Origin of the sequence: Dapis hubbardiae BLCC-M172 (assembly GCF_050016015.1) — a bacterium.
Lineage (GTDB): Bacteria > Cyanobacteriota > Cyanobacteriia > Cyanobacteriales > Microcoleaceae > Trichodesmium.
Genome location: NZ_JBNHEQ010000240.1, coordinates 7,925 through 14,859, shown reverse-complemented (window position 1 = coordinate 14,859; position 6,935 = coordinate 7,925). Strand labels below are relative to the sequence as shown.

The following is a 6,935-nucleotide window of genomic DNA, read 5'->3' as shown; positions in this document are numbered from 1 at the left end:
AAAGGTATTTAACAATATGTCGTAACGCACCATTGAATATGTGTCGCTCTAGTAGTGGACTGACACAGCTAATGAGTGTGAATTAGATTATTATTGGCGCGGGGGCGGGTTCATCTGATAATTTGTAATACCATTAACTTAACGTGGAACCTGCCCCTACTATTGCAATATTTTAGGTGTGTTATTGACTCGAAAACTGCTGTAATTATATTGTGTCTGGATAACCGCGCGATCGCTACAATTTCAGTTCCTTACTAGTACCAATTTGAAATAAGCAGGTACACAATTCTAGTTATAGGCAACAATAAATAGGCAAAAGACAACAAGCAACAGGCAACAGATATTCATCGCAAATTATTTATCAAATTGTTATAATAAGAATATAAGAAAAAGGGTGCATTTTAACTTCTCCCACTCCTGTCTCTCCTATTCCTTTAATCATAACTATTCAAACGGACATGATATTATTTTATGATTTAGGAGTCAGAAGGAGTTAAAACTCAGAAGTCGGAATTCAGAATACTTCTGTGTAATTAATTTTGTGTATCTGCTTAACTTTTCTCTTTTATAAACTATTCCAAATTTTGGGTTTTCTCTACAATTACAGAAAGTTGAAGATGGATTGACTAAAGAGTTAAATGACTATCCATTTTGTGACAATGAATCAGCCCTGGAGATACAGGAGGGGCTAACTTTATATACCATTTTTATTTTCAACTTTTCCGCCTGCGGCGGATCAGGATATTGTTTGTTTTAAATAACCTAAGTAGGTAGGTGTGAAAATTTAAAAGTACGTCCGAAGCGACTGGAACGGATTGGAATCTCAAGGTTTTCGACTGCATGAATATTTCTTTCCTACCTACTTATAATCAGAAATTGGAGGAAGGTAATAATGAACTATAAAGAAAAATATTGGGAGATTCTAACAACTATTTCTGGGGTGATTAAAAAATTACCTCTACCATTATTTATTAGCTTTGTTGCTTGGCTTTTCGGTCTTTATATAAACTATCAAAGTGAACTAAGACAAGATCGTAAATCCACAGATACTAACGAACAAAAAATTGCTGAAAATTATTTCTCTGCCCTGAAAGAAATTCGCTATAACCAAGATTACAAGGAAACAAAAAGTAAAGAGTACCAGTTAATTCACAATATGACATTAGTTGTTCTTAGGGAAATCAGTGGTAGCCCGAGAAAAGCTGGTATTGTACTTTTTCTAAATAAATTAGAGATACCAAAAAATTTTAACGGTGATAAAAGTTTGAAGAATGAATCATCTGATATTTTTTATCATGGAGCTAATTTAAAACTTACAAATTTTAAAGGTTTCAGTTTTAAAGAAGCACAATTAACAAAGGGAGATTTAAGAGGATCTACCTTTAAAAATGCTGGCTTAAAAAACTCTAATTTCAACTACGCGGATTTATCTTGTCATACATACCAGAAAGATGCTGATTGGGGTTGGTTGCCTTGGATGGGATGGCATATTATTCCTTTTAGTAGAGAAGGAGAACTGCTTGCTTGCTTGGGATGGAATCTTCAGAAAAAAGAAACACAATGTGCTGACTTAAGTGGGGCTAATTTAACTGAGGCTGAACTGTGGGGATCAACATTGAAGGGGATAAAAATTGATGAAATTAATGAACCAACGAAGAAAAAACTAATCGACCGAAGAGCAAAATTTAACGATTCCTAATCTGTGTAGTATATTGCAGGACTTTGACCAAAAATATAGGTCTAAGCTTATAGAAACCTTTAGTATTTTAACAATGTAGGATTTTTTATGAACAAGCAACTTAAGCTCACAGCAGCAATTTTGATATTACTCCAAGGCATATTTATAGATTCTGCTCTCGCCCAAGGTAAGCATGGAGCGATCGCTATCTCTTCTGATAGGACAACTTACGGATTGGCAAGTAACCGTTCAACTCGCGCTGAGGCAAAGAAAGAAGCAATAAGCAAATGCGGTGCAGGTTGTGAAGTTGTGATAACATTGGATAATGAGTGTGGAGCAGTTGTCAAAGATAATTACACATGGTATTCGGGACGAGGTGATACAGAAGGCGAGGCAAAAGAAAGAGCGTTTAAAGCCTGTGGCAAGACTTCCTGTAAGTTAGTAAAGTCAGTTTGTAGCAAGTAAACTAACTAGCAGGAACATCGGTGCGTTACGCGGGAACAATATTAACTCAACTACGCCATCATTAAATTCACCCCCTTTTCATGTTGCGCAGCAAAACGCACCCTACTGGACTGACACAGCTAATGAATGTGCATGAGATTATTTGGGCTGGGGCGGGTTCACCCGATCGCGTGTAACGCCATTAACTTAACGCCGAACCCGCCCCTACTATTGCAATATTTTAGGCGTGTGACGCCACTACCTTAATTACTGCGAGTCCATATTTAACAATGCGTCGTCACCACCATTGCATAAGTGCCATTCCAGTAGGTAGGCAAAATATAAGCTTAATAATATTTATTTTAATAAGTGGATAGTATTTGCATAGAGTATTGAGCTATACAGAATTATCAAAAATTTGTTTCTAGACCGATTAAGTTTTATTCATCTTGCCAAGGGCTAACTTTACTTAAGACTTTGGTTTGATTTATAGTGGTCGCTTATCAACAGGACTTACGGATGAGATACGAAAAACTAGGATCTGAGATTGCTATCCGTTCCGGACTGCTCCGCAAACCCTGTCGGTTGCAATGACGAAAATACATTGTAGTGCGTAAGTCCTAATCAAGTAATACCGCTCCTCATAGTTTGACTGACGATCGCATCCTATTCTCAATAAACCCCAAATTTATTGGGTTTATTGAGAATTTTAAAAAATATTGAGAATACATCTCAATTAGTAAATTAGGCTCTAAACTAAGTTTAAGTAGAAAATTACAAAAAAATAATGATTGATTTAAGCCCAAATAGCTTGGAAAAACTTGCCATGGGTAAATCCAGCTTTCTTTATTAAAAATTTATACTTAAGAGACTGTTTGTAAACTCATAAAAACCTCTCTCCTTGTAGGAGAAACCCCCATTCCCTTCTTCTCCCCTTTCCCAGGGTGGTTAGGGGGGATAGGAAGGTTAGGTTTCCACGGATTCATCGCAAACAGCCTCTAAATTGAAAAAAGCTACCGTTGTACTGCTCGCAGTTAAGGGTGGGAAAAGGTCATTTCAATCGATCCACCAATGTTGGGAACAAAAGGAAATTGAGACAATGCCTAAAACAATATTCAATTTAGCAAGAATACAAGTATCTGACTATCACCCAGTGCAACTACTCTTTGAACTACAGGAAAAGTTAGAAGGGTTTCACAGAAATGATTTTGCCGAGTTGATGGGAGTGCAACCCCAAACTGTTCGCCAATGGTGCAGCAAAGATGGTAATCCCAATCTTCAAGCTAGACAATTAGCTGGTGAAATTAAGGCCAGACTACAACGCGATCGCATATTGTAGGAAATTGTAGATTTAATCTACTGACATTTTATATCAATTAGTTCACTATATAAATTAAAGCAATTCATACTTTATCTACAAAGGGGAACTAATGATAGATTACAACATGACACAAGAATGGACTCCAGGAAAAATGGTTGAACTCAACACCGAGCTACTCAAACCCAGTCCATTTTATTTCGGATACGATATCAAGGAACATCTTGTCAACGAATTCTCAAAACATGACTTCGACAAAATATTCTTCTTCACAGAGGAAAATCTGTTGGAACTTTATGGAAAGGAAATCTTCCACGAACTGAATGCAAAATATCATTGTATTCTGGAAATAGTACCTCCTGGTGAGAAGTGTAAATACTTCCCAGTCTTAGAAGAAATATGTGAAACATTAATTGCTGAAGGAGTATCTAAAAAATCCCTATTAGTTGCCTTTGGTGGAGGAACAGTAGGAAATATTGTTGGTTTAGTTGCTGGATTAATTTACCGTGGAATTCGGTTTATCGAAATCTCCACAAGTATGACTGGTCAAACTGACAGTACCCTCAGTAATAAACAAGCTGTTAATGGTTCAGCTGGCAAAAACCACTTTGGTCTTTATCATAGTCCTCTGTTTATTTGGGCAGATACAAAATACTTAAAAACAGAGCCTGCTTTTTCTAAGAGATGTGGAATTATTGAAGGGATTAAAAATGGTTTTATTGCTGAACCTAGCTTTTTGGATTATTTAGAAAATACTCTTAATCCTGAGCTTAATTTTTCTGACCAGCAGTTAACTGACCTAGCTTATAAAATTATTCTCTCCAAACTAGAAATACTTAAGCAAGACCCCACTGAAAAACATTTGGGAATTATTCTAGAGTATGGTCATACCTTTGGTCATGGTTTGGAATGGTTACTAAGAGGAAAACTATCTCATGGAGAAGCAGTTTCTTATGGTATGAAAATAGCAGCGGAACTAGCGAAAGAAATGGGGTTAATTTCCCAAAAAGATGTAGATTTACACTACCATTTTATTGAAGAAAAACTAGGATTTAATAATCCTTGGCCTGAGAATGTTACTACTAATTTATTAATGCAGGCGATGATTGCAGATAATAAGAAAACTGGGGAAGATATCCGGTTTGTTATCTTAGAAAAAATTGGTCAATGTTATAACCCAGAGGGAGATTATTTGGCAACAGTAGATCTTGAATTGGTTGAAAAAGTTCTAGATAATTTCATCCAAAAAGCAACTGGAAAAGTTGCAGTTACTACTGCATAATTGCAGAAATTTAACTCTACTTCTCCTCAGTTGAAATAGTTCAAATGGAGTAAAAACTAGGATTATTTATAAGTGCAATGATGGGAAACAAGAACATTTTAGGAAAAGAAAAGGGAAAGGAAGAAAAATCGCGATTTTATGGGCATTTAATCGTCGAAATACTCCCTTTTCCCCTGTTTCCCTACAACCTCTTTCCTGTCTGACAAAGGTTTTCAGTGGAATAAGGGACGAATCCCTGAAGGAGGAGTAGAGTTAATTGTTAGTGTAGCATAAAACTTTAGTGCAATAAGCGTAGGTTAGGTTTCGTTCCTCAAACCAACAATAGGATAATTAATTCTAGTAGTAGACTGACACACCTTAAATGGTGCAATAGATGTAGGTTGGGTTGTTTGCGCGATTCATTGCGCAGCATGGGACGTTTGCGGAGCATTTCCAACGGAAAAACCCAACAAAAATCTTTCTCCCCTACTCCCCTACTCCCCTACTCCCTAATGCACAGTTTTAGCTGTGTCACTTTAGTAGGGTGTGTTAGCGGTAGCGTAACGCACCAAGACTAAAATGGTGCGTTACGACAGATTGTGAAAAACCTGTCAAACCTTAGATTGTAAGTCTAATGCACCCTACACTAATCTATTGTTGGGTTTCATTCCTCTACCCAACCTACATTTTTCGGCGTGTCAGTTTACTACATTAATGCTTTAGTAATTTACCAGGAAAGTCAAGCAATGGAAAACAGTAAATTTCTCAGTCACAGTACAAAAATTTACTTAGATAGAAACCTACAAATCATTATTGGTATAACATTGATGGCAGTCTTGGGTTCAAGTAGTATCGGACCTGTATTGCCAACAATGGCATCAGCACTGGAAGTTCCACCGGAAAAAGTGGGATTAGTAATTACAGCATTTGTTGTACCTATCGCCATCGGAACTCCCATATCTGGAGTTTTAGCAGATCGCTTCGGTAGAAAACAAATTTTAATTCCTTCTTTATTACTATTTGCTATTGCTGGTGTTGCTTGTAGTTTTGCTCCCAATTTTCGGACATTACTAGAATTGCGATTTCTGCAAGGTGTGGGAGCAGCTAGTTTAGAAGCTTTAGCACTAACACTAATCAGCGATTTGTATACAGGCAAGAGTCTGACATCCGCAATGGCATTCAACGCTAGTATGATTGGCATGAGTTTGGCAGTGTATCCTTTAATTAGTGGGGGTTTAGCAACATGGGGATGGCGTTATCCTTTTTTATTGCCATTGTTAGCAGTTCCCATTGTACTTGCTGTGATTTTTTTCCTAGAATTACCCTCATTTGAAAAACCACCAAAATTTCGTTTGAAAGTATATTTAAGAAATATTTGGCATAGTGTTAATAATAGTCAGGTATTAGGATTGTTATTTGCAGTAGTTGCTTTATTTATATTGCTGTTTGGTCCTTATTTTACTTATATTCCGATGTTAGCTGGAGATGTTTTTGAAGCTTCTCATGTGGCAATTGGAATTATTTTAGCAACTATGGCTTTATCTTTAGCATTTGTTTCTTCTCAGGTGGCATTATTTCCCCAATCTCTATCAGAATTTACCCTAATTAAAGTTTCATTTGTACTTTATACTTTGGCAGTAATAATTACTCCATTGCTACAAAATATGTGGTTATTAATAATTCCTAGTATTTTGTTTGGAGCTGCTCATGGAATGTGTTTTCCTGCTACTCAGGCATTGTTAGGAAAATTTGCTCCTCAAGATTATCGCGCTGGTTTTATGGCTGTTAATGCTACGGTTTTATCTATCGGACAAGCATTAGGTCCGTTATTAGCTGGAGTTGCTTTTGGAGTTTGGGGAATGGCTGGAGTTTTTTATGCTGCTGCTGGTTTTTCTGTTTTGAGTTTAGGGTTAATTAGTAGACTTTTTGTGACTACTGATTAGTTTAGGAAGGAATAATTCATTAATTGATAATGGATAATTGATAATTGATAATTACCTCTGGTTAAAACCTTAACTATTGAATATCAGGAAATATTATTTCTTCTGGAAATATTTTTTAAATCTGCTGAATGCACAAACTTAAACTAATTTTATAAACCGTGTAACACAGGCTTCCAGCCTGTAACAAGCAGGATGCTTGTGTTACCAATTTTGTAATATATTTACCCGAAATCGGATGGAAATATTTTTTAAATCTGCTGAATGCACAAACTTAAACTAATTTTATAAACC

General features: G+C 36.3%; 5 protein-coding genes. All 5 read left to right on the top strand.

All coding sequences use genetic code 11. The features are described 5' to 3' along the window. Positions 1-892 precede the first annotated feature (892 nt). The 5 genes from ACP6PK_RS22115 to ACP6PK_RS22095 all read left to right on the top strand — a co-directional run bounded on the left by ACP6PK_RS22115 (position 893) and on the right by ACP6PK_RS22095 (position 6,644). Positions 893-1,699, top strand: a complete 807-nt coding sequence (locus ACP6PK_RS22115; RefSeq protein WP_094678759.1) for a pentapeptide repeat-containing protein — start codon at positions 893-895, stop codon at positions 1,697-1,699. A gap of 87 nt (positions 1,700-1,786) precedes the next feature. Next, positions 1,787-2,143: a DUF4189 domain-containing protein gene (locus ACP6PK_RS22110; RefSeq protein ID WP_094678757.1), complete on the top strand. Its 357-nt coding sequence runs from the start codon at positions 1,787-1,789 to the stop codon at positions 2,141-2,143. Between the two features lie 1,078 nt (positions 2,144-3,221). Then, positions 3,222-3,461, top strand: coding sequence for a helix-turn-helix domain-containing protein (locus tag ACP6PK_RS22105; RefSeq protein WP_143438594.1), 240 nt, complete (start codon positions 3,222-3,224; stop codon positions 3,459-3,461). Positions 3,462-3,552: 91 nt separating this feature from the next. Continuing rightward, entirely contained in the window at positions 3,553-4,722 is a 1,170-nt protein-coding gene (locus ACP6PK_RS22100) for a 2-deoxy-scyllo-inosose synthase (RefSeq protein ID WP_426562705.1), read from the top strand. A gap of 674 nt (positions 4,723-5,396) precedes the next feature. Beyond that, on the top strand, positions 5,397-6,644 hold the full coding sequence (locus tag ACP6PK_RS22095; RefSeq protein WP_426562703.1) for an MFS transporter: 1,248 nt from the start codon (positions 5,397-5,399) through the stop codon (positions 6,642-6,644). Positions 6,645-6,935: the final 291 nt, after the last annotated feature.